At 71.7% G+C, this 24901-nt stretch carries 26 protein-coding genes; 15 read left to right on the top strand and 11 right to left on the bottom strand.

Annotated features, from left to right (window positions below):
- Nucleotides 1-45: 45 nt before the first annotated feature.
- The 3 genes from ABD419_RS05455 to ABD419_RS05465 all read left to right on the top strand — a co-directional run bounded on the left by ABD419_RS05455 (nt 46) and on the right by ABD419_RS05465 (nt 4161).
- Nucleotides 46-957, top strand: a complete 912-nt coding sequence (locus ABD419_RS05455) for a glycine betaine ABC transporter substrate-binding protein (RefSeq protein ID WP_344482810.1) — start codon at nt 46-48, stop codon at nt 955-957.
- A 188-nt stretch (nt 958-1145) separates the two neighbouring features.
- A complete protein-coding gene (locus ABD419_RS05460; protein WP_344482813.1) occupies nt 1146-2513 on the top strand; it encodes an alginate lyase family protein in 1368 nt (455 codons plus the stop codon).
- A gap of 535 nt (nt 2514-3048) precedes the next feature.
- Entirely contained in the window at nt 3049-4161 is a 1113-nt protein-coding gene (locus tag ABD419_RS05465; RefSeq protein ID WP_344483453.1) for a DUF5685 family protein, read from the top strand.
- A gap of 154 nt (nt 4162-4315) precedes the next feature.
- Here ABD419_RS05465 and ABD419_RS05470 read toward each other — a convergent pair whose 3' ends face one another.
- The 4 genes from ABD419_RS05470 to ABD419_RS05485 form a co-directional block, all read right to left on the bottom strand.
- Complete coding sequence (locus tag ABD419_RS05470; protein ID WP_344482816.1) at nt 4316-5050, bottom strand: hypothetical protein; 735 nt, start codon at nt 5048-5050, stop codon at nt 4316-4318.
- A gap of 64 nt (nt 5051-5114) precedes the next feature.
- A complete protein-coding gene (locus ABD419_RS05475) occupies nt 5115-6293 on the bottom strand; it encodes a class I SAM-dependent RNA methyltransferase (protein ID WP_344482819.1) in 1179 nt (392 codons plus the stop codon).
- 66 nt (nt 6294-6359) lie between these two features.
- A complete protein-coding gene (locus tag ABD419_RS05480) occupies nt 6360-8327 on the bottom strand; it encodes an APC family permease (protein WP_344482821.1) in 1968 nt (655 codons plus the stop codon).
- A 101-nt stretch (nt 8328-8428) separates the two neighbouring features.
- Complete coding sequence (locus ABD419_RS05485) at nt 8429-9454, bottom strand: S66 peptidase family protein (RefSeq protein ID WP_344482824.1); 1026 nt, start codon at nt 9452-9454, stop codon at nt 8429-8431.
- Nucleotides 9455-9622: 168 nt separating this feature from the next.
- Between ABD419_RS05485 and ABD419_RS05490 the strand changes: the two genes are divergently transcribed.
- The 4 genes from ABD419_RS05490 to ABD419_RS05505 all read left to right on the top strand — a co-directional run bounded on the left by ABD419_RS05490 (nt 9623) and on the right by ABD419_RS05505 (nt 13416).
- Nucleotides 9623-10288 carry a potassium channel family protein gene (locus tag ABD419_RS05490; RefSeq protein ID WP_344482827.1) on the top strand — a complete coding sequence of 222 codons (666 nt, stop codon included), beginning with the start codon at nt 9623-9625 and terminating at the stop codon, nt 10286-10288.
- Nucleotides 10288-10953 carry a potassium channel family protein gene (locus ABD419_RS05495; RefSeq protein WP_344482830.1) on the top strand — a complete coding sequence of 222 codons (666 nt, stop codon included), beginning with the start codon at nt 10288-10290 and terminating at the stop codon, nt 10951-10953. The genes ABD419_RS05490 and ABD419_RS05495 overlap by 1 nt, the downstream gene beginning before the upstream one ends.
- Before the next feature lie 101 nt (nt 10954-11054).
- On the top strand, nt 11055-12122 hold the full coding sequence (locus tag ABD419_RS05500) for a lytic polysaccharide monooxygenase (RefSeq protein WP_344482832.1): 1068 nt from the start codon (nt 11055-11057) through the stop codon (nt 12120-12122).
- 160 nt (nt 12123-12282) lie between these two features.
- Nucleotides 12283-13416 (top strand): lytic polysaccharide monooxygenase, encoded by a 1134-nt coding sequence (locus ABD419_RS05505; protein ID WP_344482835.1) that lies wholly within the window; start codon nt 12283-12285, stop codon nt 13414-13416.
- A gap of 45 nt (nt 13417-13461) precedes the next feature.
- On the opposite strand, the gene ABD419_RS05510 is transcribed toward ABD419_RS05505, so the two are convergent.
- Genes ABD419_RS05510 through dut form a run of 4 tightly spaced genes read right to left on the bottom strand, consistent with a single transcriptional unit; the run spans nt 13462 to nt 15809 of the window.
- Entirely contained in the window at nt 13462-14184 is a 723-nt protein-coding gene (locus ABD419_RS05510) for a DUF3159 domain-containing protein (protein WP_344482838.1), read from the bottom strand.
- Nucleotides 14185-14219: 35 nt separating this feature from the next.
- On the bottom strand, nt 14220-14594 hold the full coding sequence (locus ABD419_RS05515; protein ID WP_344482841.1) for an OB-fold nucleic acid binding domain-containing protein: 375 nt from the start codon (nt 14592-14594) through the stop codon (nt 14220-14222).
- The gene (locus ABD419_RS05520) at nt 14594-15337 is read right to left on the bottom strand and encodes a DUF3710 domain-containing protein (protein WP_344482844.1); all 744 of its coding nucleotides are present in this window, start codon (nt 15335-15337) and stop codon (nt 14594-14596) included. Before ABD419_RS05520 ends, ABD419_RS05515 begins: the two co-directional genes overlap by 1 nt.
- The gene (gene dut, locus ABD419_RS05525) at nt 15330-15809 is read right to left on the bottom strand and encodes a dUTP diphosphatase (protein WP_344482847.1); all 480 of its coding nucleotides are present in this window, start codon (nt 15807-15809) and stop codon (nt 15330-15332) included. The genes ABD419_RS05520 and dut overlap by 8 nt, the downstream gene beginning before the upstream one ends.
- Nucleotides 15810-15946: 137 nt before the next feature.
- Between dut and ABD419_RS05530 the strand changes: the two genes are divergently transcribed.
- Nucleotides 15947-16417, top strand: a complete 471-nt coding sequence (locus ABD419_RS05530) for a DUF3093 domain-containing protein (protein WP_344482850.1) — start codon at nt 15947-15949, stop codon at nt 16415-16417.
- 86 nt (nt 16418-16503) lie between these two features.
- Here ABD419_RS05530 and ABD419_RS05535 read toward each other — a convergent pair whose 3' ends face one another.
- Entirely contained in the window at nt 16504-16800 is a 297-nt protein-coding gene (locus tag ABD419_RS05535) for a DUF4193 domain-containing protein (protein ID WP_091053105.1), read from the bottom strand.
- Between the two features lie 350 nt (nt 16801-17150).
- Between ABD419_RS05535 and ABD419_RS05540 the strand changes: the two genes are divergently transcribed.
- The 3 genes from ABD419_RS05540 to ABD419_RS05550 all read left to right on the top strand — a co-directional run bounded on the left by ABD419_RS05540 (nt 17151) and on the right by ABD419_RS05550 (nt 20007).
- Nucleotides 17151-17663, top strand: coding sequence for a LytR C-terminal domain-containing protein (locus tag ABD419_RS05540; RefSeq protein WP_344482856.1), 513 nt, complete (start codon nt 17151-17153; stop codon nt 17661-17663).
- A 202-nt stretch (nt 17664-17865) separates the two neighbouring features.
- Entirely contained in the window at nt 17866-19458 is a 1593-nt protein-coding gene (locus ABD419_RS05545) for an RNA polymerase sigma factor (RefSeq protein ID WP_425555933.1), read from the top strand.
- Between the two features lie 309 nt (nt 19459-19767).
- A complete protein-coding gene (locus tag ABD419_RS05550; protein WP_091053111.1) occupies nt 19768-20007 on the top strand; it encodes a DUF7455 domain-containing protein in 240 nt (79 codons plus the stop codon).
- A gap of 100 nt (nt 20008-20107) precedes the next feature.
- On the opposite strand, the gene ABD419_RS05555 is transcribed toward ABD419_RS05550, so the two are convergent.
- Both ABD419_RS05555 and dtd read right to left on the bottom strand, forming a co-directional pair.
- Nucleotides 20108-21826 (bottom strand): DEAD/DEAH box helicase, encoded by a 1719-nt coding sequence (locus tag ABD419_RS05555; protein WP_344482862.1) that lies wholly within the window; start codon nt 21824-21826, stop codon nt 20108-20110.
- Between the two features lie 96 nt (nt 21827-21922).
- Nucleotides 21923-22345 (bottom strand): D-aminoacyl-tRNA deacylase, encoded by a 423-nt coding sequence (gene dtd, locus ABD419_RS05560; protein ID WP_344482864.1) that lies wholly within the window; start codon nt 22343-22345, stop codon nt 21923-21925.
- A 41-nt stretch (nt 22346-22386) separates the two neighbouring features.
- Between dtd and ABD419_RS05565 the strand changes: the two genes are divergently transcribed.
- The 4 genes from ABD419_RS05565 to ABD419_RS05580 all read left to right on the top strand — a co-directional run bounded on the left by ABD419_RS05565 (nt 22387) and on the right by ABD419_RS05580 (nt 24863).
- Entirely contained in the window at nt 22387-22710 is a 324-nt protein-coding gene (locus ABD419_RS05565; protein ID WP_344482866.1) for a DUF3099 domain-containing protein, read from the top strand.
- Between the two features lie 91 nt (nt 22711-22801).
- The gene (locus tag ABD419_RS05570; RefSeq protein ID WP_344483455.1) at nt 22802-23044 is read left to right on the top strand and encodes a DUF3039 domain-containing protein; all 243 of its coding nucleotides are present in this window, start codon (nt 22802-22804) and stop codon (nt 23042-23044) included.
- Nucleotides 23045-23113: 69 nt separating this feature from the next.
- The gene (locus tag ABD419_RS05575; RefSeq protein WP_344482867.1) at nt 23114-23743 is read left to right on the top strand and encodes a trimeric intracellular cation channel family protein; all 630 of its coding nucleotides are present in this window, start codon (nt 23114-23116) and stop codon (nt 23741-23743) included.
- Between the two features lie 151 nt (nt 23744-23894).
- Entirely contained in the window at nt 23895-24863 is a 969-nt protein-coding gene (locus ABD419_RS05580) for a sigma-70 family RNA polymerase sigma factor (protein ID WP_344482868.1), read from the top strand.
- Nucleotides 24864-24901: the final 38 nt, after the last annotated feature.

The raw sequence follows: 24901 nt of genomic DNA on the forward strand, positions 1-24901 counted from the left end.
CCCGAACAGGGCGCGCGTGCTCGCGCGCGCCGGAAAGCAGGAGACATGCAACGACGTTCGATCATGAAGGGCGCCTTCGCCACCGGCGCGACCGCCTCGATCGCCCTGGCCGGCTGCTCGGTCGAGCAGGAACCCGGCGACGCCGCGGCCGAGGGCGTCGACTTCGGCCTGCCCGAGGGCGAGGGCGAGATCGTCATCGGCTACATCAACTGGGACGAGGCCGTCGTCGCCACCGAGCTGTGGCGCCAGGCCCTCGAAGCGTCGGGGTACACCGTGACCGCGCAGGAGTTCACCGAGGTCGGGCCGCTGTTCGAGGGCCTGTCCTCGGGCGACCTCGACGTGTTCCTCGACGGATGGCTCCCGATCACGCACCAGACCTACATGGACACGTACGGGGACCGGCTGGAGCAGCTCGGGACCTGGAACGAGAACGCCGCGCTCACCGTCGCCGTGCCGACCTATGTGGATGTGGATTCGCTGGCCGACCTGAACGCGAACGCCGAGCTCTTCGGCGGCCGCATCGTCGGCATCGAGGCCAGCGCCGGACTCACCGAGGCGGTGCAGCACAGCGCGATCCCGACGTACGGCATCAGCGACCTGACACTGGAGACCTCCTCGACCACGGCGATGCTCACCGAGCTCGACTCGGCGATCGCCGCCGAGGAGCCGATCGTGGTCACGCTGTGGCAGCCGCACTGGGCGTACGCGAAGTACGACCTGAAGAACCTCGCGGACCCCGAGGCGACCCTGGGCGAGGCCGAGACGATCAACGTTTTGGCGCGCACCGGGTTCAGCGAGGAGTTCGCCGACGTCGCCGAGGCCCTGGGGACCTTCGCCATGAGCGACGAGCAGCTGGCGAGCCTGGAGAACCTGGTGTTCTCCGAGCACGGCGGCGACGTCCAGGCCGGCGTCACGGCCTGGCTCGCGGACAACGCGTTCACGGACCTGGTGGCCTAGGCCCTGCATGAGCCCGCCGCCTTCCCCGCAGGAGGCGGCCCCCGGTGCGGGACCGGCCGATCCCCGGTCCCGCACCGAACCTCGGATGCGATGCGTCGGGATCCGTGCATTTGCATTGAAATATGTTGATGGATCAGTTATTATGTGACGTGGCAATCGGTCTCCGGGCCGATCGCCGCAGGTTGGCGGTGGCATTCCCCGGCATCGCGCACCGCATGGCGCATTGGAGCACCATGTCGATCGACGACCACGACACGTCCACATCCCCTGACCGGGGCCGCGAGGCCCCCGGTCCGCAGCTCAAGCGGCGCCGCCTCTTCCAGGGCGCGGTCGCCACGGGCGGCCTGGCGGTCGCCGGAGCCGGCGGCCTCGGCCTCGCCGCCGCGCAGGAGCCCGCCGCCGAAGAGGTCGGCGCCCTCGCCGTCCACCCCGGCATGCTCCACACCCAGGCCGACTTCGACCGCATGCGCGCCAAGGTGAACGCGGGCCTGGAGCCGTGGTTCTCGGGGTGGAGCAAGCTCATCGCGAACTCCCGCGCCCAGTCCACCTGGACGGCCCGGCCCACCGCGACGATCATCCGCGGCGGCGACGGCCAGAACTACCCGCAGCTGTACAACGACATCCACGCCGCGTACAAGAACGCGCTCCGCTGGCGGGTCGCCGGCACGACGGCGCACCGGGACAAGGCGATCGCGATCCTCAACGCGTGGTCGAACACGCTGACGACCGTGGGCGGCAACGCCGACCGGTTCCTGGCCGCGGGCATCTACGGGTACCAGTTCTGCGCGGCGGCCGACATCGTGCGCGGCCAGAGCGGGTTCGACCTCGGCGCGTTCCAGGACATGATGACGAGCGTGTTCCTGCCGATGAACGATGCGTTCCTGACCGGCCACAACGACGCGTGCATCACGAACTACTGGGCGAACTGGGACCTGTGCAACATGGCCTCCAAGCTCGCGATCGGGATCATCTGCGACGACGACGGCGTTCGCGACGAGGCGATCGACTATTTCTGGAACGGCGAGGGCAACGGCTCGATCGGGAACGCGATCCCGTTCGTGTACGCCGGCGGGCTGGCGCAGTGGCAGGAGTCCGGGCGCGACCAGGGGCACTCGATCATGGGGATCGGGCTCATGGCGTCGTTCATGGAGATGGCCTGGAATCAGGGCATCGACCTGTACGGGGCGAACGGGAACGCGTTCGCGAAGGCCGCGGAGTACGTGGCGCGCTACAACCTCGGGCACGACGACCTGCCGTTCACGCTGTACAGCTGGGGCACGGGCCAGGACTGCGCGTACCGCGAGCAGACGGTGATGGGTTCGGGCGGCCGCGGGCAGGCGCGCCCGGTGTGGGAGATGGTGTTCCACCACTACACCTCGCGCAGGGGCTTCGCGATGCCGAACGTGGCGGACCTGTGCGGCGCCAACAGCCCCGAGGGCGGCGGGGGCGACTACGGCACGACCTCCGGCGGCTTCGACACCCTCGGCTTCGGGACGCTCGCGCACGTGCGCCTGACCTGGGATGAGATGCCGGACGACCTCAAGCCGCTCGGCTGACCGTCGCGTGCGGGGGTGGGTGGGTGGGGACGTCCATCCCTAACCCCCACCCGCCCGGGGAAGAGGATAGGCCCCGATCCTCCCCCTCGGGTCCGACAAGAACCCGCCCCCGCGCCGCCGAAGTCGCCCGATCGAGGGAAGTTACGTGAGCGACCCTCGGCGTGAACGACCCGGCGGAAGGCGGAGGGGCACGCCCGCGGAGCTGCGGGGCGGGACCGAGCGGGGCCGGGTACAGCGGGGCCGAGCGCGGCCGGGCCAAGCTGGGCCGGGCCAAGCGCGGCTGGGCCAAGCGAAGCCGGGTGCAGCGAGGCGGGTCGAGGCCGGGCGCTGCGAAGCGGAGCGGGCACAGGCGGAGCGAGGCGAGGCGAGAGGAGACGGCAGAGCGTTCCACAGCGCCGCAACGGCTTCGGTGCCCTCCAGGAGACACGTGTACCCCTCGCCTCAGTGGCGACCGGTAGCATCCCCGGGCAGGACCCGCCTTCAGCCGCCGACTCGTCGGTGCGCTGCCGACGAGCTAGGAGACCCGTTGTTCGGCATGCTCGCCCCCTGCCCGTCCCGCACCCCCGACGACCTCAAGCCCCGCTGGATGGGGCACTTCTGCGGCCTGTGCCTCGAACTGCGCGACGACGCCGGGCAGCTCGCCCGGCTCACCACCAACTACGACGCGCTCGCCCTCTCGGTCCTCGTGGAGGCCCAGATCGGCGACGAGGCGGACTCCCGCCACGCCGGGCCGTGCGCCCTGCGCGGGATGCGGCGCCAGACCGTCGCCGCCGGCGCCGGTCCGAAGCTCGCCGCGACCGCGTCACTGCTCCTCGCCTCGGCGAAGATCCGCGACCACGTGGACGACGGCGACGGGTTCGCCGCCCGGCGCGGCGCTCGCGGTCTCGCCGGTATGACCTCTGACCGGCTGCGCGCCAAGGCGATCGGGCTCGGGGAATCGATCGGGCTCGACGTGGACCCGCTCCTCGCCGCCGTCGCGGGCCAGCGCGCGGTCGAGGCGGACTGCGGTCCGGGCACCGCGCTCACCGAGGTCACCGCGCCGACGGAGGCGGCCACCGCCGCGCTGTTCGCGCACGCCGCGGTCCTCGGCGGTCGGCCCGAGAACGCCGAGGCGTTCCGGACCGCCGGGGCGGCCTTCGGCCGCCTGGCGCACCTGCTCGACGCGGCCGAGGACTTCGACGAGGACGCCGCGCGCGGTGCCTGGAATCCGCTGGCGGCCACCGGCACCGGTGTCGAGGGCGCGATGCCGCTGGTGCGCGGGGCGCTCGACGGCCTGCGGACCGCGCTCGAATCGGCGGCGCTGCTCGACCGGACCATGACCGCCCTGCTGCTCGACCGCTACGCGCACCACGCGGTCGCCAAGACCTTCGGCTCGACCTGCGCCACCTGGCCGCGCGCGGACCGGCGCGAGTACCGCGAGTATCGGGAGCGCCGTCGCTCGCGAGACCACTACGACCACGACCGCTACCGGCCGGAGCCGCGCGGGTTCTTCTCGGGGCTGTGCGCGTTCACGGTCCTGTGCTGCACCTGCCAGATGTGCTGCCGGGACCACTACGAGGGGCCGTGGTCCCGCCGCCGCCGCTCGGGCTGCTGCCGGGACGGCTGCGACTGCTGCGAGTGCGACTGCTGCCCCTGCGGCTGCGACTGACCGCAGCGGGCGGACCGGAGTTCGCACTCCGGTCGCCGCTCATTTGCTCTCCGGACTCCGCAAGGGCTCCAACACGACCGCCGTCTGAAACAGCATCGGGACCGGACCGCTCTCGCGGCCGGTCCCGTTCGCTTCGCCTCGGCGGCTGCTCGCGCTACCGGGGCGGCTGCGGCCAGCCGTTCGAGGCGGCGGGGCCGTTCGCGGGCGGGCCGGGCTGGGCCGGCGGCTGGTAGCCGTACGGGCTCTGGGCGCCGGGGCCGGCGGGGTCGCGCCATTGCGGCGGGGGCGCCTGCGGGGCCAGCGGCGCGCCGGCGGCGGGCTCCTGGGACTGCTTGGGACGGTTACCGGGACGCTCCTGGAGCCAGGCGCGCACGGGCCGGGTGAAGGCGAGCACGAGGACGAGCAGCACCGCGGCGAGCTGAAGGAGCGCGGGCACCAGGGTGAAGACGCTGAAGCAGCGGTAGAGCGCGGCCACGGCCAGCACTCCGAGTCCGATGTAGAGCGGGAGCTTCGGGTCCTCGGAACCGAAGCGGCCCAGCTGCTCCCGCGCCACGGCCCAGATCAGCACCAGGTTGACGGCGGCGGCGAGCAGTCCGAAGACGACGCTGAGGGCGGCCACGCCGGTGAGCCCGAGCAGGGTCGCGACCAGGGTCGCGGCCAGGTGGAGCCACAGGGCTTGGAGCATCACCGTGACCTGGCGGGGGCGGTCGTCCTTCGGGAGGACGCCCCAGCGCTGGCCCCAGGTGGGCGGCGGCGGCAGCACCGGGCCCGCGGGCTGTCCGTACTGGACGTCGCCGGGGTCCTGCGGCCGGTACTGGAACGACGGCCCGCCCTGGGGCGGCCGGTTCGGGTCGGGCGCGGGCCCGGACGTGTAGGGAGAGTTGGTCATCGATCGGCTCCGAGGAGTGCGGTCTGTAGAGGCGACAGGCTACCCCACGGGGCCGACGCCCCCGTCAGTCGACCGGTTCGAACAGGGCGACCGTCTCGAAGTGCTGGGTCATCGGGAACGCGTCGAACGCGCGGAGCCGGGTGAGCGCGTAGCCCTCGATCGCGAGGTCGCTCGCGTCGCGGGCCAGCGCGCCGGCGTCGCAGGCGACGTAGCAGATCGCGCGGGGGCGGGCTTCGCCGAGCGCGACGACGACCTCGGCCCCGGCGCCGCTGCGGGGCGGGTCGAGGACGACGAGGTCGACGGAGCCGAGGTCGGGGACGATCGCGGCGACGTCGCCCTCGATGGCGCCGGCGTTCTTGAACGCGGCGAGGTTCGCGGCGGTGCGGGAGGCGGGGGCGTTCTCGACGGCGACGACGCGGCCGGTGTCGCCGACGGCGGCGGCGAGGCCGGTGGCGAAGAGTCCGGCGCCGGCGTAGAGGTCCCAGGCGGACTCGCCCTCCCGCGGGGCGAGGAGTTCGAGCGCGGTGGCGAGGAAGGTGGGGGCGGCGGCCGGGTGGACCTGCCAGAACGCGTCGAAGCCGATCTCGTACTGCGTGTCGGCGACGGTCTGGTGGACGAGTTTGGGCCCGCTCTTGTGGTGGGGGCGGGCGGTGCGGCGCAGCTGGGTGTAGACGGCGAGCTCGTCGTCGTCGGCGTCGACGACCCCGACGGCGCCCATGCCGTCCCAGCGGGCGGTGAGGACGTCGGCCTCGCGGATGCGCTCGGTGGCGATGCGGCACCAGTCGATGTGCACGAGATCGTGGGACTTGTGCCGGCGGAGGCCGGGCCGCCCGGCCTCGTCGACGGCGTACTGCATGCGGGTGCGCCAGGCGAGGGCGCCGTCGTCCCACGGGAGGGCCTCGACCTCGACGCCCTCCAGGAGCGCGGGGTCGATGCCGCCGATGCGGGTGAGCTGGTCGTACAGGACCTTGGCCTTGAGGCGGCGTTGGGCCTCGGGGGTGGCGTGCTGGAAGTCGCAGCCGCCGCACTTGCCGGGGCCGGCCCACGGGCACGGGGGCTCGACGCGGTCGGGCGAGGCCTCGAGGACCTCGACCGCGTCGGCGAACGCGAAGCGCTTCTTGCGGTCGGTGATCTCGATGCGGACTCGTTCACCGGGCAGGGCGTGGCGCACGAAGTACACCTCGCCGTCGACTCGGGCCACGCAGTGGCCTCCGGCCGCGACGTCTCCGACGGTGACGATCATCGATTCCCTCTCCCCGAGCTGCGGCGCGCTGGGCGCAGCGGGCCGCACGCCAGGATACGGGACGGGCTATCTGGCGACGCGGCGCAGCGGCGGGGGCTCGGTGCCGTCACCGAGGATCCAGGGGACGGTGCAGACCATGACGCCGGGCTCGTACTTGAGCTGGCGGCGCAGGGCCTTGGTGGTCTGGTTGTGCAGCAGGCTGGTCGACCAGTTGAAGTACCCGCGCGAGAGGCGGCCCTTCTGGGGGCGGAGGCCGACGACGTACTCGGGGAGGTAGACGGTGACGACGTCGCGCGGGGCGTCGCGGCGGCGGGCCTTGACGTACTCGGCGATCGGGCCGGTGATCTCGCGGTACGGCGAGTCGAGGACGGTCAGCGGCACGCCGATGCGGCGGCGGTCCCATTCGGCGACGAGGCGGCGGGAGGCGGCCGCGTCGACGTTCACGGTGAGGGCGGTGATGGTGTCGGGCCGGGTGGCCTTGGCGTAGGAGAGCATCCGCATGAGCGGGAGGTTGACGCTGGAGGCGAGGACGATCGCGTGGCTGCGGGAGGGCAGCTGGGGTTTGCCGCGGGGCAGCTCGATCTCGTCGCGCACGGCCGCGTAGTGCGTGGCGATGGCGCGCATGAGCAGGTAGCAGCCGCCGATGATGAGGATCGCGATCCAGCCGCCGCGCCGGAACACGGTGAACGCGACGATGGCGAGGACGACCGCGCAGGCGAGGACCGCGGCGGCGGCGGTGGCGCGGGCCCGGCGGGCGCGGGCGCGCCGGCCGGGGTCGCGCTCGACGTCGAGGACGCGCCGCCAGTGCCGGGTCATCGCCGCGTGCGACAGGACCATGGAGAGGAACACGCCGACGACGTACAGGCCGATGAGCTCGTACGCGCCGCCGCCGGAGAGGACCACGAGGAGGGCGGCCGCGACGGCGAGGATGAGGATGCCGTTGGAGTAGACGAGCCGGTCGCCGCGCTTGTGGAGCTGGCGCGGCAGCAGGGAGTCCTCGGCGAAGACGGAGGCGAGCTGCGGGAACCCGACGAACGCGGTGTTGGCGGCCAGGAGCAGGACCCCGGCGGTGGCGAGCAGGACCGGCCACCGGGCGGCGGGCGAGCCGCCGAAGACGGTGTCGGCGAGCTGCGCGACGAGCGGGTACTGGAGGGCGCCGTGGCCCGCGGGGGCGGTCTGCGCGCCGACGAGGAACGCGAGGACGACGATGCCGGTGAACAGGGCGACGGTGGCCGCGCCGACGGCGGTGATCGCGGCGGCGGCGTTGCGGCCGCGCGGGGGCCGGAAGAACCGCACCCGGGTCGTGAACGTCTCGACGCCGGTGACGGCGACCGATCCGGCCGCGAACGCCCTGGCGCACAGCAGGAACAGGGCCGCGGACGTCCACTCGCGCTGGTCTTCGGCGGTCTCGTGGGACGCGGAGGCGGCGGTGAGGTCCTCGCCCGCGGCGAGGCGGACGAGGCCGGTGAGGACGATCGCGGCGATCCCGGCGACGAACGCGATCGTGACGCCGGCGGCGACGCGGCCGGAGACGCGCAGGCCGCGGAGGTTGAACGCGGCGAGGATCGCGATCGCGGCGGCCGCGATCCACTCGCGCCACGGGTGCAGCGCGGGCATGAGCGCGTCGAGGGCCGCGACGGCGGCGGCGACCGAGACGGCGACGGTGAGGATGTAGTCGAGGACGAGCGCGGCCGCGGCGAGGCGGCCCGCGCCGGGCCCGAAGTTCGCGGCGACCACCCGGTAGTCGCCGCCGCCGCCCGGGTAGGCCTGCACGGTGTACCGGTAGGACGCGATGACGGCGCACATGACCGCCGCGACGGCGAGGCCGGTCCACGGCGAGTAGGCGTACGCGGCCGTCCCGGCGAGGCCGAGCACGAGGAACACCTGCTCGGGCGCGTACGCGATCGACGAGATGGGGTTGACCGCGAGGAGCGGGATCGCGTACCGCTTCGAGAGCACCAGGGAGGACCCGCGCCCGGAGGCGAACGGCTCGCCCACCAGCAGCCGCTTGAGGACTGCCCACGACCTTGTCACGGCCGTAGCGTAGCGTCCGCCGGCCCGCGCCGGGGCCGCGAGTTTCCCCGCGGCCCCGGCGGTCGGGACCGGGGAGCCGTCCGAGCCCCCCTCAGCCGGTCTCAGTTGCGGACCGCGGCCTCCACCGTCAGAGTGCCCGCGGCCGTGTCGAGCACGGCCTCGGTGCCGAGCGGGACCACCCGCGGGTCGAGGTCGTGGCCGACCTTGAGGCCGCCCAGGACCGGCACGCCGAGGCCGCCGAGCTTGTCCATGATGACCTCGTTCATCGTCCACTCGCCCGGCTTGTACTCGTCGAGCGGATGGGGCACGAACTGGCCCACCGCGATGCCGGCGAGGTCGTCGAAGTGGCCCGCCCGGATGATCCGCGTCAGCATGTTGTCGACGCGGTAGCGGGCCTCCTCGACCTCCTCGATGAGGAGGATCGCGCCCTCCATGTCCGGCCAGTTCGACCGGTCCGGTTCGGCGGCCATGAGCGAGAGGTTCCCGCCCAGGAGCTTCCCGGAGGCCGTCCCGGCGACCTCCACGGCCGAGGTCGGCTCGGCCGGGTCCCGCTCCAGGACCACCGGGTCGGCCGTCATGATCGCCTTGCGCAGGGACTCGGCGGTCGCGGCGGTGTTGTTCGAGGACCACGCCATCATCGGCGAGTGCAGCGACGGCAGGCCGGTCTGCTCGGCGACCGCGAAGTGCAGCGCCGTGATGTCGGAGTACCCGATGACGATCTTCGGGTGGTCCTTCAGGGCGTCGACGTCGGCGTCGTCGATGATCCGGGTGGTCCCGTAGCCGCCGCGCACGGTCATGAGCGCCTTCGCCTCCGGGTGCGCCAGCGCGTAGTTGAGGTCCGCGAGCCGGTCGGCGTCGGGGGCGGACAGGTAGCCGAACGTGTCGAGCGCGTGCTCGGTGAGCTCGACCCGCAGGCCCCAGCCCTCCAGGATCGCGATGCCGCGCCCGACCGCGGCGGCCGTGCTGGGGCCGCCGGGGGCGGGGACGACGACGAGGTCGCCGGGGACGAGCTTCTTCGGCTTGCGGCCCTTGGCGGCGGCCGGCGAGGCGACCGCCGCGGCGGCGACGGCCCCGGCGGCGACGCCGCCGATGAGGGCGCGGCGGGACAGGGACGGGCGACGTTCCATGTGGAACTCCTTTGTGGTGAGCGGGTCCACTGTCTAGACGCTTTGGGGCGCCGTTCGATGCACCTCTTCGCCGGATTTTTCCGGCGGATTCCGGAGTGGAAGCGTCCCGGGCGGCGGCGGGGGCCCGCGCGGTAAGGTCACAGCACGTCAGATCGAGGGGTGGTGCCGGTGCACGTGGTGATCATGGGGTGCGGGCGCGTGGGCTCGTCCCTGGCGCGGAGCCTCGTGGAGCGCGGGCACACGGTCGGGATCATCGACCAGAACCCGAAGGCGTTCCGCCGCCTGGGCCCCGACTTCGACGAGACGACCGTGCGCGGCGTCGGGTTCGACCGGGAGGTCCTGGCGAAGGCCGGGATCGGGCGCGCGGACGCGTTCGTGTCGGTGTCCTCGGGCGACAACTCGAACATCATCGCGGCGCGGGTGGCGCGCGAGAACTTCGGCGTGCCGAAGGTGATCGCGCGGATCTACGACCCGCAGCGCGCGACGGTGTACGAGCGGCTGGGCATCCCGACGGTGGCGACGGTGCGGTGGACGGCCGACCGGCTGCTGCGGCACCTGCTGCCGGAGGGCCAGGACCCGCTGTGGCGGGACCCGACGGCGACGCTGTCGATGGTCGAGGTCGTGTGCGACGAGGCCTGGTACGGGACGGCGCTGGCGGTGCTGGAGCAGGCGACGGGCCACCGGGTGGCGTACATCAACCGGTTCGGGCGGGCGACGCTGCCGACGGCGTCGACGGTGCTGCAGGACGGCGACCAGGTGTTCATGCTCGTCGGCGACGGCGACGAGGCGGGCATCCGGCGGATCGCGGGCGCGGCCCCGCAGGGGGGTGCCTGATGCGGGTGGCGATCGCCGGGGCCGGGAACGTGGGCCGGTCCATCGCGTCGGAGCTGGTGGGGAACGGCCACCAGGTGCTGCTCATCGAGCGGGACCCGGACTCGATGCGGCCCGAGCGGGTGCCGGAGGCCGAGTGGCTGCTGGCGGACGCGTGCGAGCTGGAGAACCTGCGGCAGGCGCACCTGGAGACGTGCGACGTGGCGGTAGCGGCGACCGGCGACGACAAGGTGAACCTGGTGGTGAGCCTGCTGTCGAAGACGGAGTTCGCGGTGCCGCGGGTGGTGGCGCGGGTGAACCGGGCCGAGAACGAGTGGCTGTTCAACGAGGAGTGGGGCGTCGACGTCTCGGTGTCGAAGCCGCGGCTGCTGGCCGCGCTCGTCGAGGAGGCGGTGAGCGTCGGCGACCTGGTGCGGCTGCTGACGTTCCGGCAGTCGCAGGCGAACCTGGTGGAGATCACGCTGCCGCTGGACGCGCCGCACGTGGGGAGCCGGGTCGCGGAGGTGCCGCTGCCGCACGACGTGGCGCTGGTGGCGATCATCCGGGGCCGGCGGGTCATCGCGCCGACGCCCGACGACACGGTCGAGGCCGGCGACGAGCTGGTGTTCGTGTGCCATGAGGACGCCGAGAACGCGACGCGCTCGGTGATGCTCGGCAAGACCCGCTGAGCGCGGTTCGCAAAAGGTCGCATTCGGACTTTACAGGCGGGCCCGGGGAAGTTACATTGATAAACATCGATTTCTTTCCCCTTCCGATTGGGAGCGCTACCATGATCCGTACCGCCCGACATCGAGCCAGAAAGCTCATCGTCCTCGTCGCCGCCCTCGCCGCCGCGGGAGCCTCGACGTTCTTCTTCCTCCAGCCAGCGGCCGGCCACGGCACGGCCACGAGCCCCCCGTCCCGGCAGTACAGCTGCTGGGAGCGGTGGGGCGACGACCACCTCAACCCCGACATGGGCGACACCGACCCCATGTGCGCGCAGGCCTGGCAGGCCAACCCCAACACGATGTGGAACTGGAACGGCCTCCTGCGGGAGGGCATGGCCGGCCAGCACGAGTCGCGCATCCCCGACAACCAGCTCTGCTCCGGCGGGCGGGCCGAGGGCGGCCGGTACAACTCGCTCGACGCGGCGGGCGCCTGGCACACCACGCCGCTGAGCAACAACTTCACGCTGCACTACGAGGACACCGCCGTCCACGGCGGCGACTACTACTGGGTCTACGTCTCCAAGCAGGGCTACGACGCCACCACCGACTCGCTCGACTGGGCCGACCTCGAGCGGGTCGTCTCCACCGGGGTCTACGAGCCGGGCGAGGAGATCGACATCCCCGTGAGCGCGCCCGGCCGCACCGGCCGGCACGTGGTCTACGTGGTGTGGCAGGCCAGCCACATCGACCAGGCCTTCTACTCCTGCTCGGACGTGTGGTTCGGCGGCGGCGGTCCCACCGACCCGCCGACCGACCCCACGGACCCGACCGACCCGCCGACGGACCCGACCGATCCCCCCACCGACCCGACGGACCCGCCGGCCGACCTGAGCTGCGCCGCCACCGCGTCGGTCAACAGCTGGGGCTCGGGCGCCACGGTCACCGTGACGGTGGCGAACACCGGGACCCGCACGGTCAACTCCTGGATGCTCCACTGGGCGTGGGCGTCCGGCTCGACCGCGGCGGTGAGCAGCATCTGGAACGCCTCGCACTCCACGATGGGCGGCATGCAGATGGCCGCGCCCGTGGGGTGGAACCAGACCATAGCGGCGGGAGGGTCGGTCTCCTTCGGGTTCAACGTGAACGGATCGTTGAGCACGATGCCCGAGATCGACTGCCTGCCTTCATAGCGACTCGACCCCGACGGCGGGGGGGCCCGGGCCCNCGCCGTGCCCGGGGAGGGAATTCGACGGGTCGGACGACAGAAACATGGCCGCCGGGGTTTACATCCGCAGCTCAAGCCGGTTACATTGAAAGTTCTCAATGTTCCTATATTTTGGGAGCGCTTACATGCTCAGACTCCGCAATCTCCTCATGCACCGCGCCGACCCGCCCGGACCGGGCCGGCGGCGCCTGCGCACCGCCCTCGTCGCCGTCGCCGCGCTCGTCGCGGCCGGCACCGCGGCCGTCCTGTTCGTCCAGCCGGCCTCCAGCCACGGGACCTCCATCGCACAGCCCTCGCGGCACTACAGCTGCTGGGAGCGGTGGGGTTCGGACTTCCAGAACCCGGCCATGGCGACCCAGGACCCGATGTGCTGGGCCGCATGGCAGAACGACACCAACGCCATGTGGAACTGGAACGGCCTCTACCGCGAGCAGGTCGGCGGCAACCACCAGGCCGCCGTCCCCGACAACCAGCTCTGCTCCGGCGGCAGGACGGGCGGCACCCGGTACGCGGCCCTCGACACGCCCGGCGCCTGGAAGACCACCCAGGTGAACAGCAGCTTCACGTTCACCAACTGGGACCAGGCGAACCACGGCGCGGACTACTACCGGATCTACGTCACCAAGCAGGGGTACAACGCCCAGACGGACGCGCTCGACTGGGCCGACCTCGAACTGCTGAAGGACACCGGGGACATCAACCCCGGCGTCGGCCGGACCCCGCCCTCCGGCGGCGGCACCCTCGTCGACATCCCGATCACCGCGCCGAACCGGACCGGGCACCACGTGGTGTACATGATCTGGCAGGCCAGCCACCAGGACCAGTCGTTCTACTCCTGCTCCGACGTGTGGTTCGGCTCCGGCCAGCCGCAGGAGCCGACCGGTGAGCCCACTGAACAGCCCACCGAGGAGCCGACCGACGACCCGACCGAGGAGCCCACCACGGGCACCCCCGCCGGGTACGCCTGCACCGCGACGGCCACGGTCAACTCCTGGGGCTCGGGCGCGACGGTCAGCGTCAAGGTCGCCAACACCGGATCGCAGGCCATCCACAACTGGATGCTGCACTGGACGTGGCCGGGCTCCGGCGTGACGGTCAGCAACATCTGGAGCGCCGAGCACTCCACGATGGGCGGCATGGAGATGGCCGGGCCCGCGGCCTGGAACCAGGCCATAGCCGTCGGCGGGCAGATCGAGTTCGGGTTCAACGTCAACGGATCGCTGTCGACCGCTCCGGCATTCGACTGCCTCCCGACGTAGCGGACCGGACGGAAGCGGCCCGGGGCGCGAGCCCCGGGCCGTTCGTCAGTCGGTCTTGACCAGTTCCGGCGGCTCCTGGCCCACCGCGCGCATGTGGCGGCGCACCGCCCAGATCGTGAAGGCCGTCAGCGCGATCGTGACGGGCCAGCCGCCGAAGAGGGTCATCATCCCCAGCGCGTTGTCCGCGTCGATCCAGTACAGCCAGATCCGGACCGCGTTCTTGAGGAGGAAGACGATCCCCCACAGGATCGTGATCTTGGAGAGGATGTCGACCAGCGGCCGGTTCTGCCGCCACTCCTTCTTCCCGCCCTGGGCGACGACCGCGTAGATCCAGCCGATCACCGGGTGGCGCACCAGCGCCGAGACGATGAGCAGGACCCCGTAGATCGAGCCCTGAATGATCCCCGGCAGGTAGAAGTCGCGCGCGTCCGTGGACCGCCACGCGAGGAACGCGCCGAGGGCGATGCCGAACAGGCCGTTGAGGGCGTGCCGGATCGACTCCTTGCGGGCCGCGCGCCACGCGGCGATGCCGAGCGCGCTCGCCGCGGAGAGGACGATCGCCCACTGGAGGCCGCTCAGCGGCCCCATGCGGTCGGGCAGCAGCGGGTTGAGGACCACGAACAGCGTGATCGGCACGGCGGCCTCGACCACGCCCTTGACGCCGCCGAGCTGCTGGGAGAGCTGCTCGGTGAACGGCGGGAGTTCGTCCGGGTCGGCGCCGTCGCGGGGCTCGGCGTCGGGCTTGCGGCTCGGCGTCTCGGTGCTCAATGCGGGCCTTCCAGTTCGATGTGGCCGGTCCGCGCTCAGGGGCGCAGCTCGTAGGTCGGGTTGTAGATCGCGAGGCGTCCGTCGCCCAGCTGGGCGACCCGTCCGCGGGCGACGAGCCTGGTCCCGGCCTCCAAGCCCACGATACGCCGTCGGCCCATCCAGACCAATGCGACCTGACCGGTGCCGTCGTAGAGTTCGGCCTCCACCGAGGGCGAGCGGCCGTCGGTGCGGTGCACGACCGACCGCAGCCGCCCGGCGGCGACCGCGAGATGCCGGGCCTCGAGGTCCCCGAGCGGCACGGCGTCGGCGTCGAGGCCCTGCCGGATCTCGGCGGCGAACAGCTCCTGCTGTGGGACGGCCAGGCGCCTGAGCCACTCGCGCAGCCCGGTGCGCCCCTGCGCGGGGACCACTACCGCTTCGGGCGCGGGGAGGGCTTGCGCCGCACCTGCGGCCGCGGGGTGTCGCCGGCGGCGATGATGGCGCGGCTGCCGTCGCCGCCCTCGGCCTTGCGCTGCGCGATGCGGGCGGCGGCCTCCTCGGCCATCTTCGGGGGGAGCTTCAGCGGCAGGACCTCGCGCACCGGCATGGCGATGGAGCCGCGGTCGATGACGAGGTTCCGGAGGGCCTCGTCGAGTTCGGGGGCGGCGTCCTCGTCGAGGGCGCGCTGGCCCTGGAAGGTCGCCTGCACGAACCAGCGGGGGCCGTCGAGGCCGCAGAAGCGCACCGAGTTGGTGCCCTTCTTGGTGGCGACCTTCGCGATGAGCTCGGTGCCCCAGCGGCCCTCGACCTCCTCGACCTGGCCGCCCTGCCCGACGACCGTGCCGGCGAGCTCCTCGCGGATCTCCGGCCAGATGCCCTCGGAGCGCGGGGCGGCGCGCACGAGGAGCTGGAGCGCGGAGGAGCCGGTGGTGAGCAGGACCTGGCTGATGTTGCCCTTGGCGTCGGTCTGCGCCTGGAAGCCCACGCCCTTGGGGACGGGGAGTCGGATCGCTCCCAGGTCGATGCGCCGGATGTCGTCCTCGGGGGCGTCGGCGACGTCGTAGGGCCCTTCGGTGGCCTCACGCTCGTAGGTGTCGCCGCTCTCGGCCAGCGAGTCGAGGACCGCGCCCTCAGCGGGGCGCTGCTTCTTGGACCCCCGTCGCCGTTTAAACACGTTCGCTCTTCTCCTCTGCAAGTCGGCGGTGCCCGCCGGTGGAGCCGTGGCCGTCCGCGCCGCGCTGCGTCGGCGCGAGATCGTCGACCTCGGTGAAACGGGCTCGCACGACCGGTTGGACTACCAATTGTGCGACACGGTCGCCGCGTTCGATGACGGCGGTCCGCTCGGGATCGAGGTTGACGAGGTTGATCTTGATCTCACCGCGGTAGCCGGAGTCGATCGTGCCGGGGGCGTTGACGATCGTCACGCCGAGCCGGTGGGCGAGCCCGGAGCGCGGGTTGGTGTACCCGACGTGCCCGTCGGGGATCGCCACGGCCACGCCGGTCCCGACGAGGGCCCGCTGGCCGGGGGCCAGTTCGACCCCTTCGGCGGCGTACAGGTCGGCGCCCGCGTCGCCCGGGTGGGCGTAGGCGGGGACCGGCAGGTCGGGGTCGAGCCGCCGCAGGGCGACCGGGACTTCCGCGGTCATCGGGTTCCTCTCGCTCGGGCGCGCGCCCGCGTGCGGAGCGCACGTGCCAAATCTACGGCTCCGCGCCGGCGTGGGCCGGTCCGCGGCGGCCGACGGCTGGATACGCGTCGCCGGGGGCCGGGGATATGGTCTCAGACATGAGGAACGGGGAACGGTACGCCGAGCGCATGCGGCTGCCCCTGGCCGGCTGGCTCGCCGTGGCGGCCCTGGCGGTCATCGCGGCGGCCCTGTCGAACATGGGCGACATGCGCTGGTGGCGCCTGGCCGCGAGCGCGGCCGTCCTGGTCGTGCCGGTGGTCGGCGCCTGGTGGCTGGGCCGGCTCCCGGTCCGGGTGGTCGAGGAGGCCGACGGCCGGTGGCTGCACGTCGACGACGCGCGGCTGCCGATGTCGGCGGTCGCCTCGGTCGAGGTCCTGGAGCCCGTCGCGTACTCCGACGCGCTCGGCGTCGCGCAGCACCCGCTCGCCTTCGTCGTGCAGCGGCCCTGGATCAACCGTGGCGTGCGGATCGTGCTCGACGACCCCGAGGACCCGACCCCGTACTGGATCGTGTCCTCACGGGCGCCTGAGCGCCTGCGCGGGGCACTGCTGGCGGAGAGCCGGGTCTGACCCGGACGAGCGAGACGGCCCGCGGGGCTCCGCTGTCGCGAAGGCCTCCCACGAGCCGTGCGCTGTCCGAGGGGTCGCTCCCGCGCTTACGCGCAGTCCTTGCAGATCGGCTGCCCGTTCTTCTCCTTGGCGTACTGGCTCCGGTGGTGGACCAGGAAGCAGGAGGAGCATCGGAACTCGTCGGCCTGCATCGGCAGGACCTTGACGGACAGCTCCTCGTCCCCCAGGTCGGCGCCGGGCAGCTCGAAGTTCTCGGCGACCTCGGCCTCGTCGACGTCGACCGACCCGGACTGGTCGGTGCGCCCCTTGGCCAGCGCCTCGATGCCGTCGGGGCCAGGGGTCTCTTCCTTGTCCCGGCGGGGGGCGTCGTAGTCGGTTGCCATCGTTTTCCACTCCCATTGGTGTTGCATCTGCGGCACCGGAACCGGACTCGGGGTGCCGCCGGCGTGCTCGGGTGGCACGGCGGCTCGGCTCGGGCCCGGCCGGCTCGGTTCCTCCGTGCAGGCGGCGTACCTTACCGCGTGCAGTCCATTCCTATACACGAAGCCCCTCGCTTTTTCATCCCCATTGTGGCGAGAAACACTTTCGCGGCGAGGGCTGCGAGTGTACCGCCTCTCGCCCACGGAGACGTCCCGCGCACGATAGCCTTCCCATGGCAACGTTTGCGGGACGTCGGCTCGTCTAAGAGCCGGAAGGCGAACCGCTGGGGTTCGAATACTCGGGGAGGCAAGCCGTGCGTATCGCTCGTATCCGCGCTTTGGTAGTGCTGTGCGCATTGGCGCTGGTCGCGGGCCTGGTGACGCTCTGGGCGATCAGGAACGACTCGCAGTTGTCGGCGAGCAGCGACTGCGAGCCCGGCGCGGTGGAGATCAAGACGGCGCCGATCCCGGACCCCTCGGAGATCGAGGTGATCGTGCTGAACGGGACCGACCAGTCCGGCCTCGCCGACCAGGCGGCCTCGCAGCTGGCGGACCGCGGCTTCGTGGTCGTCGAGACGGGCGACGCCCCGGAGGCCTACGACGGGACGGCGCTGATCCAGTACGGGCCGGAGCAGTACGCCGCCGGGCTTCACACGTACGCGTACTTCTACGAGGGCCGCGACGGGTTCGACCTCGAGTGGGACCAGCCGATCACGATCACGCTGGGAGACGGTTTCCGGGAGGTCAGGTCCGCGTCGGACGCGCGGCAGTCGTTCGCGCAGAGCGGCGGCATCGAGGCGCCCGAGGGCACCTGCACGGTAGAATAGACCGCCGTCACCCCCGACGCTCACTGAAAATGCGGAAACACAGCTCGAAACGGCATCACGGACGGGCCGCAGGCGATTTTCGGCGCTACAATTCACGCCTGCCCGGTCGTTGTGCCGACCTGGGCTGCCGACCCAATATCCAATGCTCACCCGCTATGGAGCCCGGCTGCGCCGTGCCCGCCATTGCCTCGGAAGGTTGCTCGTGACTGACGCACGTCCCACCGGCACAGACGTCAATTCCCTGACCGACTCGCTGCTCGCTCTGGCCCGAGAGAGCAACGGGCAGCTGACGTCCGCGACGGTCGCCCAGGTTCTGGAGTCGGCGTCGGCCTCCCCCGCCGAAGGCAAGAAGGTCCTCCGCGCACTCGCCGAGGCCGATGTCACCGTGGTCGTCGACGGCTCGACCTCGACGCGCAAGCGAGTGCCGGCCGCCCGCACCGCCACCTCGTCCCGGACCACCACCGCCAAGGCCGCCAAGAAGGCCGCGGTGAAGAAGGCCGCCGTGAAGAGCGCCGAGGACGACGAGTCCGGCGCCCCGGCGAAGAAGGCCGCCAAGAAGACCGCGGTCAAGAAGGCCGCCGTGAAGAAGACGGCGAAGAAGGCCGTGGCCAAGAAGGCCGCCGTCCCCGGCGAGGAGGAGCCCGACGAGGCCGACCTCGCCGCGGCGGCCGCCGCCGACGACGACGCGCTGGCCGAGGCCGCCGCGGCCGCGCCGGCGAAGAAGGCCACCCGCAAGAAGGCCGCCAAGAAGACCACCGCCCGCGGGAAGTCCAAGAAGGACGGCGACGAGGACGACGACGAGGAGTCCGGCTTCGAGTGGGACGAGGAGGACTCCGAAGCCCTGAAGCAGGCCCGCAAGGACGCCGAGATGACGGCCTCGGCCGACTCGGTCCGCGCGTACCTCAAGCAGATCGGCAAGGTCCCGCTCCTCAACGCCGCGCAGGAGGTCGAGCTCGCCAAGCGCATCGAGGCCGGCCTGTACGCCGTCGAGCGCGTCAAGCTCCTCAAGGAGGGCGGCGAGGAGATCCCGACGCAGATGCGCCGCGACCTCGAGTGGATCGTCCGCGACGGCGACCGCGCCAAGGACCACCTCCTGGAGGCGAACCTCCGCCTCGTCGTCTCGCTCGCGAAGCGCTACACCGGCCGCGGCATGGCGTTCCTGGACCTGATCCAGGAGGGCAACCTCGGCCTCATCCGCGCCGTCGAGAAGTTCGACTACACCAAGGGCTACAAGTTCTCCACGTACGCCACCTGGTGGATCCGGCAGGCGATCACCCGGGCCATGGCCGACCAGGCGCGGACCATCCGCATACCGGTCCACATGGTCGAGGTCATCAACAAGCTCGGCCGCATCCAGCGCGAGCTGCTCCAGGACCTGGGCCGCGAGCCCAGCCCGGACGAGCTCGCCAAGGAGATGGACATCTCGCCGGAGAAGGTCCTGGAGATCCAGCAGTACGCGCGCGAGCCGATCAGCCTCGACCAGACCATCGGCGACGAGGGCGACAGCCAGCTCGGCGACTTCATCGAGGACTCCGAGGCCATCGTGGCCGTCGACGCGGTCTCCTTCTCGCTCCTCCAGGGTCAGCTCCAGCAGGTGCTCCAGACCCTCTCGGAGCGCGAGGCCGGGGTCGTGCGGCTCCGCTTCGGGCTCACCGACGGCCAGCCGCGGACCCTGGACGAGATCGGTCAGGTCTACGGCGTCACGCGCGAGCGGATCCGCCAGATCGAGTCCAAGACGATGTCCAAATTGCGACACCCGTCCCGCTCGCAGGTGCTCCGCGACTACCTCGATTAGCGGCGATCCGTTCGCTGTCGGCTTACACGGCACCCGAAGTCGCGATCACCCCAAGCCCCGGACCTGGTGTGTATCACCCGAACGGGTGGGTACCTGAACAACGCACCGGGTTGTCGATCGCCGTTCCGTGGGCTACGGTGTGGAACAACTATCCCGACCGTCAAGGGCGAGTGAGCCGAGTCTCAGTCGGTCGATGTCGGGAAGGGGTAGTACAGTGCAGGCGTTGAACGGAACGAGCCGGTCAACAGGCCGACAGAACACCTACGTTGTGTTGAAAGCACAGCGACCGAACGCAGCGGAGGACCTGGTATGACATCCACCCTGACGCCCCCGCCCCAGACGGAGGAACGTCCGATCGCGGGCGAGCGCTGCGATCGGTGTAGCGCCGCGGCGAAGCTTCGCGTGACCCTGGCCGAAGGCGGCGACCTCGTCTTCTGCGGCCACCACGCGAACCAGTTCGCCGAGAAGCTCGTGCCGATCGCCATCGACTTCACCGCCGACCCCGAATTCGAGTGGCGCGGCACCGACCTCATGGCCTCGGAGAACTAGCCCGGAACACATCAAGACTTCAAGGGCCCGAGCGGTTGTCCGCTCGGGCCCTGCGTCGTTCTCAGGAGGCGGGCGGGGCCCCCCGGNCCGGCCGTCCGCGCTACCAGGAGCGGATCGCGGCGATCCGCTCCTCCAGCTGCTCGATGGTCGCCTGGGCGCTCGGCGGGCCGCCGCACTTGGAGCGCAGGGCCGCGTGGATCTTGCCGTGCGGCTCGTTCGTGGCGAACGAGCGGGCGCCCACGAGCGCGTTCAGCTGCTTGCGGAGCTTGAGGCGCCGCTGCGCGTTCGTCATCGGCGGCTCGGTGGCGGCCGGGCGCTCGGCGACGTCGGTGCGCGCGCCGCCGCTCTTCTGCTTCGACATCTGCTCGCGCTGGCGCTTCTGGAGCAGCAGGTGGATCTGCTCGGGCGTCAGGAGCCCCGGCAGGCCCAGGTACTCCTGCTCCTCGTGGCTCCCGGCCTGCACCGGCAGGCCGAACGAGCCGCCGTCGAAGATCACCTGGTCGAGCTCGGCGCTCGACTCCAGGGTCTCGCGCTGGCCTCCGAGCTCGGTGCCCTCGTTGAGGACCCGCTGCGCCTGCTCCAGGAGCAGCTCCGGGTCCTGGTCCTCGGACTTCGGCTTGATGACGTGGTCGCGGTCCTGCTCGAGGTTCTCGGCCAGGCTCAGCAGCGGGACGACGCTCGGCAGGAACACCGACGCGGTCTCACCCGTCCGCCGCGACCGCACGAAGCGGCCGATGGCCTGCGCGAAGTACAGCGGGGTGTGCGCGTTCGTGGCGTACACGCCGACCGCGAGGCGCGGGATGTCGACGCCCTCGGAGACCATCCGCACCGCGACCAGCCACTCGTCCTCGGACGCCGCGAACTTCGCGATCTTGTCGGAGGAGCCCGCGTCGTCGGAGAGGACGATCGCGGCGCTCTTGCCGGTGACCCGCTTCAGGATGCCCGCGTAGGCGCGGGCCGAGTTCTGGTCCGAGGCGATGATGAGGCCGCCGGCGTCGGGGATGCCCGCGGCGCGCAGCGACGTCAGGCGCCGGTCGGCGGCCCGGATGACCTGCTTGATCCACTCCCCCTCCGGGTCCAGCGCGGTGCGCCAGGCCTGGCTGGTGATGTCCTTGGTGAGCGGCTCGCCGAGGCGCACGGCGAGCTCGTCGCCCGCGCTGGTGCGCCACTTCGCCTGGCCGGAGTAGGCCATGAACATGACGGGCCGGACCACGCCGTCGGCGAGGGCGTCCCGGTAGCCGTAGAGGGAGTCGGCGCGCGAGCGCCGGGCGCCGTCGTCGTACTCCTCGTACTCCACGAACGGGATCGGGTTGTCGTCGCTGCGGAACGGCGTCCCGGTGAGCGCCAGGCGGCGCTCGGCCTCGTCGAACGCGGTCTTGACGCCGTCGCCCCAGGAGCGCGCGTCGCCGGCGTGGTGGATCTCGTCGAGGATCACCAGGGTCCGGCGGGCGAGGGTGCGGCGGCGGTGCACGGCCGGGTCGGCGCCGATCTGCGCGTACGTGAGGACCACGCCGTGGAAGTCGGCGGCGCTGTGGACGTGCGAGTTGCGGAAGGCCGGGTCGAGCTCGATGCCGAAGCGCGCGGCCGCGCCGGCCCACTGCACCTTCAGGTGCTCGGTCGGGCACACGACGGTGACCGTGTCGACGGTGCCGTCGGCGAGCAGGTCGTAGGCGATGCGCAGGGCGAACGTGGTCTTGCCGGCCCCCGGGGTGGCGACCGCCAGGAAGTCGCGCGATTGACCCCGGTGGTACGCGACCATGGCCTTGCGCTGCCAGACCCGAAGCGACGGAAGCGATTCGGGTGGGGCGGCCGGGATCATGCGGGCTCCTTCCGGTGGACGACGGACCCGGATGATTCTAGGCCGCGGCGCCCGTCCCGGCGGCCGCTTGCCGCCCGGACATCGGGGCGGTCACGTTCAGCGCTCCAGGATGACGGTGTTCGGTCCGACGTTGACGCTCGCGACGCGCATCATGGCGCCGAACCTCCCCGTCTCGACATGCGCGCCCAGGGCCCGCAGGCGGGCCGCGACGGCCTCGACCAGGGGCTCGGCCACCGGTCCGGGCGCCGCGGCGTTCCAGGAGGGCCTGCGGCCCTTCCTCGTGTCGGCGTAGAGGGTGAACTGGCTGACCAGGAGGACCGGGGCGTCCAGATCGGACGCCGACCGCTCGCCCTCCATGATGCGGAGGCTCCAGATCTTCTCGGCGATCCAGTGCGCCTCCGCGTCTCCATCCGTGTGGGTGACCCCGACCAGGACGAGGAGGCCCTCGCCGATCGCCCCGACCCTCGCCCCGTCGACGGTGACCTCGGCCTCGGCGACGGTCTGGACGACTGCTCTCATGCCCCCGATCCTCCCCTATGGGGCAGGCGTACGCTCGGAGGGTGGGTCGGCGTGAGAAGACAGCGGTCATCACCGATGCGGCGATCTCCTTGGAAGAGGAGCGCCGGTACCGGACGGTCCGCTACATCCTGATGATGTCCGTCCGCGGGTTCCTGGTGATCCTGCTGGGCGTCCTGGTCATGGCCGACGTCCCGTACCTGTGGGTGTGGCTCCTCTTCGGGGTCGCCGGCATGGCGGTCCTGCCGTGGCTGGCCGTCCTCCTCGCGAACGACCGGGTGGTCAAGCGCCCCGGCGCGTTCTTCCGGCGGCAGCGGCGGGCCGAGACCCTGCCCGCGCCCGACCGGCCCATGATCGATTCGGAGTGAGCGCCCCGAGCGTGGCAAGATTGACGGATCTTGCCCGCGCGACGAGGAGTGGATCAACGTGAGCGGACTTCCCGAGACCGGGACCGGCGGTCTGGACGGCGGCGGCTCCACCCTGCTCGAAGAGCAGACCCAGACGCAGCCGAACTACACCTACGAGGACGGCGACGAGGACCGGTTCTCGCACTACGTGCCCAAGGACAAGCTCATGGCCGCCATGGTCGACGGCGTCCCGGTGAAGGCCCTGTGCGGGAAGATGTGGGTCCCCACGCGCGACCCCGACCGCTTCCCGATCTGCCCGCAGTGCAAGGACATCTACGAGAAGATGCGGAAGTAGCGGGCAACGCCGCTCTCACCTTCTCGCCGAGCGCCGGTGTGACCTGGATCTGCCTGCTATAACGCTCAGGTGGAGACTGACATCGACGGCGGGACCGTGACGCTGGTCGCCGAGCTCGCCGGCATCGCCGTGTTCGCGGCCTCCGGCGCGAGCGCCGCGGTCGGCAAGCGGCTGGACCTGTTCGGCGTCGTCGTCATCGGGGCCCTGTGCGCCCTCGGCGGCGGCGCCCTGCGCGACGTCCTCATCGACGCGAAGCCCCTGGCGCTCACGGACTGGCGGTACCCGCTGGTGGCCGTGGTCGCCTCCCTCGTGGTGTTCCGGTTCCACCCGGCGCTGTCGCGCATCCGCCCCACCATGCTCGTGCTCGACGCGGCCGGGCTGGCGCTGTTCACCGTCGTCGGGACCTTGAAGGGCCTCGACTACGGCTTCGCGGTCTACGCGGCTTGCATCGTCGGTGTACTCTCCGGAATCGGCGGGGGCATCCTGCGCGACATGCTGGTCCAGGAGATCCCTGCGGTGCTCCGCGAGGACTTCTACGCGATGGCGGCGGCCGTCGGGTCGGTCATCGTCGCGGTGGGCGCCCGGTGGGAGTCCCAGATCGGGCACTGGACCCTGATGCTGATCGCCATCGCGACGATCTTCGTTGTACGGCTGGTGGCGATCAGGTATCGCTGGGAGGCCCCGAAGCCGAATTTCTGATCGTGTCTCCCGGGTTCGTGCCACCCTTCGCGCCGGGGGATCTGAAAACGTGAAAACCGCTGCAAGCTGGTAAACCCAAGCCCGGTGCCCGCCGGGCCTGGTGCGGGTTCCCCGACCCGCACGCGAGGGAATGCAGCGAAAGGCGAATCCGATGGCACCTGTCGACAGCATCCGTCAGCGTCCGGCCCAGCGACCGGCGCAGCGGGCCACCGAGTACTCCGGCGACCCCGTGCGCGCCTATCTGAACGGCATCGGCAAGCACCGCCTGCTCACCGCCTCCGAGGAGGTCGAGTGCGCCAAGGCCATCGAGGCCGGCCTGATGGCCGAGTGCCGGATCTCCGAGACCACCGACCCCGACCGCCGCTCCGACCTGGCCCGCGTCGCCGCCGACGGCCGCGCCGCCAAGCAGCGGATGCTCGAGTCGAACCTGCGCCTGGTCGTGTCCGTCGCGAAGCGCTACTCCGGGGCCGGGATGAGCCTGCTCGACCTGATCCAGGAGGGCAACCTGGGCCTGATCCGCGCGGTCGAGAAGTTCGACTACCAGAAGGGCTACAAGTTCTCCACGTACGCCACCTGGTGGATCCGCCAGGCGATCAACCGGGCCGTCACCGACCAGTCCCGCACGATCCGCGTCCCCGCCCACACCGTGGACCAGATCAAGCGGATGAACCGGGTGCGCCAGGACCTCATGGCCGAGCTGGGCCGCGAGCCCCGCTACGAGGAGATCGCCCGCGAGCTCGACACGACCCCGGGCAAGGTCCTGGAGCTCATGTCCTACGACCGCGAGCCGGTGAGCCTGGACCAGACCGTCGGCGAGGACGACTCGACGGCCCTGGGCGACCTGGTCGCGCACCTGCCGCGCGAGCGGGCGAGCGACGACGCGGTCTCGTACGCGCTGCTGCGCCGCCACATCGCGAACGTGCTGGCCTCGCTGCCCGAGCGGGAACAAACGGTCCTCCGCCTGCGTTTCGGTATCGATGACGGGCGCCAGCGCACGCTCGAGGAGGTCTCGGCCGATTTCGGGCTCTCGCGAGAGCGCGTCCGCCAGATCGAGAAGAACGCGCTGCACCGCCTCCGCCAGCCCGACTACGCGGGTCGGCTCGCCGACTATGTGGCCTGATCGCCGTATACCATTGGTGCAGACAGGGGGTCTGGCGG

This window comes from Glycomyces endophyticus, from assembly GCF_039531525.1.
In the GTDB taxonomy this organism is placed as follows: Bacteria; Actinomycetota; Actinomycetes; order Mycobacteriales; family Micromonosporaceae; genus Glycomyces; species Glycomyces endophyticus.

Bases quoted from the DNA above. Each gene is read 5' to 3' on its own strand.
- ABD419_RS05485 (WP_344482824.1), bottom strand. From the start codon at position 9,454: ATGGAACGTCGCCCGTCCCTGTCCCGCCGCGCCCTCATCGGCGGCGTC.
- ABD419_RS05470 (WP_344482816.1), bottom strand. From the start codon at position 5,050: ATGACCAACTCTCCCTACACGTCCGGGCCCGCGCCCGACCCGAACCGG.
- ABD419_RS05500 (WP_344482832.1), top strand. From the start codon at position 11,055: ATGATCCGTACCGCCCGACATCGAGCCAGAAAGCTCATCGTCCTCGTC.
- ABD419_RS05580 (WP_344482868.1), top strand. From the start codon at position 23,895: ATGGCACCTGTCGACAGCATCCGTCAGCGTCCGGCCCAGCGACCGGCG.
- ABD419_RS05495 (WP_344482830.1), top strand. From the start codon at position 10,288: ATGCGGGTGGCGATCGCCGGGGCCGGGAACGTGGGCCGGTCCATCGCG.
- ABD419_RS05475 (WP_344482819.1), bottom strand. From the start codon at position 6,293: ATGATCGTCACCGTCGGAGACGTCGCGGCCGGAGGCCACTGCGTGGCC.
- ABD419_RS05555 (WP_344482862.1), bottom strand. From the start codon at position 21,826: ATGATCCCGGCCGCCCCACCCGAATCGCTTCCGTCGCTTCGGGTCTGG.
- dtd (WP_344482864.1), bottom strand. From the start codon at position 22,345: ATGAGAGCAGTCGTCCAGACCGTCGCCGAGGCCGAGGTCACCGTCGAC.
- ABD419_RS05465 (WP_344483453.1), top strand. From the start codon at position 3,049: ATGCTCGCCCCCTGCCCGTCCCGCACCCCCGACGACCTCAAGCCCCGC.
- ABD419_RS05550 (WP_091053111.1), top strand. From the start codon at position 19,768: ATGACATCCACCCTGACGCCCCCGCCCCAGACGGAGGAACGTCCGATC.
- dut (WP_344482847.1), bottom strand. From the start codon at position 15,809: ATGACCGCGGAAGTCCCGGTCGCCCTGCGGCGGCTCGACCCCGACCTG.
- ABD419_RS05530 (WP_344482850.1), top strand. From the start codon at position 15,947: ATGAGGAACGGGGAACGGTACGCCGAGCGCATGCGGCTGCCCCTGGCC.
- ABD419_RS05535 (WP_091053105.1), bottom strand. From the start codon at position 16,800: ATGGCAACCGACTACGACGCCCCCCGCCGGGACAAGGAAGAGACCCCT.
- ABD419_RS05455 (WP_344482810.1), top strand. From the start codon at position 46: ATGCAACGACGTTCGATCATGAAGGGCGCCTTCGCCACCGGCGCGACC.
- ABD419_RS05505 (WP_344482835.1), top strand. From the start codon at position 12,283: ATGCTCAGACTCCGCAATCTCCTCATGCACCGCGCCGACCCGCCCGGA.